The organism is Verrucomicrobiia bacterium (assembly GCA_035460805.1).
Lineage (GTDB): Bacteria > Patescibacteriota > UBA1384 > CAILIB01 > CAILIB01 > DATHWI01.
Map to the genome: position 1 here is coordinate 1 of DATHWI010000070.1, position 2412 is coordinate 2412.

The 2412-nt window shown below is 54.1% G+C and carries 1 rRNA gene; it reads right to left on the minus strand.

From position 1 onward, the window contains the following. Window positions 1-2325: ribosomal RNA gene (locus VLA04_02260) — 23S ribosomal RNA — on the minus strand; the annotation flags it as partial. Window positions 2326-2412: the final 87 nt, after the last annotated feature.

The following is a 2412-nucleotide window of genomic DNA, read 5'->3' on the forward strand; positions in this document are numbered from 1 at the left end:
ACTGATGAGTCTCACAGTTAAGCACCCTTCTACCTTTGCGCTCGGAGCCTGATTGCCAACCAGGCTGAGGGTACCTTTGAACTCCTCCGTTACTCTTTCGGAGGAGACCGCCCCAGTCAAACTAACCACCTAGCACGGTTCCCTATCCAGATTCATGGCTTAGGGTGAGATGACGAATGCAAACAGGGTGGTATTTCACCGACCGCTCCCCCCTGGCCGGAACCAGGGGATCAACGCGTCCCACCTATCCTACGCAGTCCACAACCGGCATCAGTACCAGGCTATAGTAAAGGTGCATGGGGTCTTTCCGTCTTGCTGCGGGGAGGCGGCATCTTCACCGCCACTTCAATTTCACCGAGTCTGCGGTCGAGACAGCGCCCAAGTCGTTACGCCGTTCATGCACGTCGGAACTTACCCGACAAGGAACTTCGCTACCTTAGGACCGTCATAGTTACGGCCGCCGTTTACGGGGGCTTCGGTCGCCAGCCTCGGGCCGTGGCCCTAACCGACTTCCTTAACCTTCCCGCACCGAGCAGGCGTCACACTGTATACATCCTCTTGCGAGTTAGCACAGTGCTGTGTTTTTGATAAACAGTCGCCCAGGCTGATTCCTGCGCCCTTTCCATTGCTGGAGGAGGGACCCCTTCTCCCTAAGTTACGGGGTTAGATTGCCTAGTTCCTTAACCGCAGTTCTCTCGAGCGCCTGAGGATACTCTCCTCGCCTACCTGTGTCAGTTTTAGTACGGACAGCGATGTCGTCCCCCTCGTGCTTTTCTCGGCTCTCTCGCCACAGACTTCGGCAACAAAACGGCCTCGATCTTGCGAAACCTCCACGACTAATCGGAGGATCTGCTTGGAAAAAGCGCACACGAAGATTCAACCTTCATCGCCGGTGCAGGAATATTAACCTGCTGTGCATCGTCTACGCCTTTCGGCCTCGACTTAGCTCCCGACTAACCCTGGGCGGATTTACCTTCCCCAGGAAACCTTAGGCTTTCGGCGTGCAGGATTTTCACCTGCATTATCGTTACTCATGCCGGCATTCTCACTTGTACTCGCTCCACCACTCCTTACGGTATGGCTTCAATGCGGAGTACAACGCTCTTCTACCGCTGCTTACGCAGCTCGCTGCTTCGGTATCCAACTTATTCCCGATCATTTACGGCGCCGCTCTGCTCGACTAGTAAGCTATTACGCACTTTTTAAATGGTGGCTGCTTCTAAGCCAACATCCTAGCTGTCACAGCAGAATGACTTCCTCACGAACTAAGTTAGATTTAGGGACCTTAGCAGGCGATCTCGGTTGTTTCCGTCTCGACCGCGAAGATTATCCCTCGCGGACTCACTCCCAGGGTACGTCCTATGGTATTCGGAGTTTGGTAGAGGCGTGTAGGCGGGTAGCCCCACGTCCTCTTTCAGTAGCTCTACCCCCATAGGATATTTACCTGAGGCTGCCCCTAAAGGCATTTCGAAGAGAACCAGATATCTCCCCGTTTGATTAGACTTTCACTCCTCCCCGCAGCTCATGCCAGAACTTTTCAACGTTCACGGCTTCGGTCCTTCTGTCCCTTTTACGGAACATTCAACCTGGCCACGGGTAGATCACGGGGTTTCGGGCCGCACGCACACAACTCAACGCCACTTTAAGACTCGCTTTCGCTTCGGCTCCGGTGCTTGACACCTTAGCCTTGCTGTATACGTGCACTCGCCGGCCCATTATGCAAAAGGTACGCCGTCACCCATTCCCTTGCGGGCATAGGGCTCCGACCGCTTGTAAGTGTATGGTTTCAGGTACTTTTAACTCAGCTAACAGCTGTACTTTTCATCGTTCAATCGCCCTACTTGTTCACTATCGGTCATCGAGGAGTATTTAGCCTTGGCCGGTGGTCCGGCCAGCTTCACACGGAGTTCCACGAGCTCCGTGCTACTCTGGTACGCCTCTCAACGCCTATTACACTTTTCACATACGGGGCTTTCACCCGCTATGGCCGGCCATTCCAAACCGTTCTGCTAAGTGCTTTTCAGCTCGAAGCGCCCGCAACCCCGGGACGAATCCCGGTTTGGGCTTTTCCGTGTTCGCTCGCCGCTACTGACGGAATCCATGTCTGTCTCTGTTCCTGCGGTTACTTAGATGTTTCAGTTCACCGCGTTCGCTCTACCTGCCCTATACATTCAGGCAGGAGTCACCCGAAGGTGGGGTTTCCCCATTCGGAAATCTCCGGATCAACGCTTGTTTGCCAGCTTCCCGGAGCTTATCGCAGGCTACAACGTCCTTCATCGCCTCTCGATGCCAAGACATCCACCATACACCCTTAAGAGTTTGACCACATTTATCGATCACCGTCATTCAACATCTCGAACGTCGATCGTCGATCGTCGATTGTCGTGAACCCTCGCAAACCCAAGCCTGTTG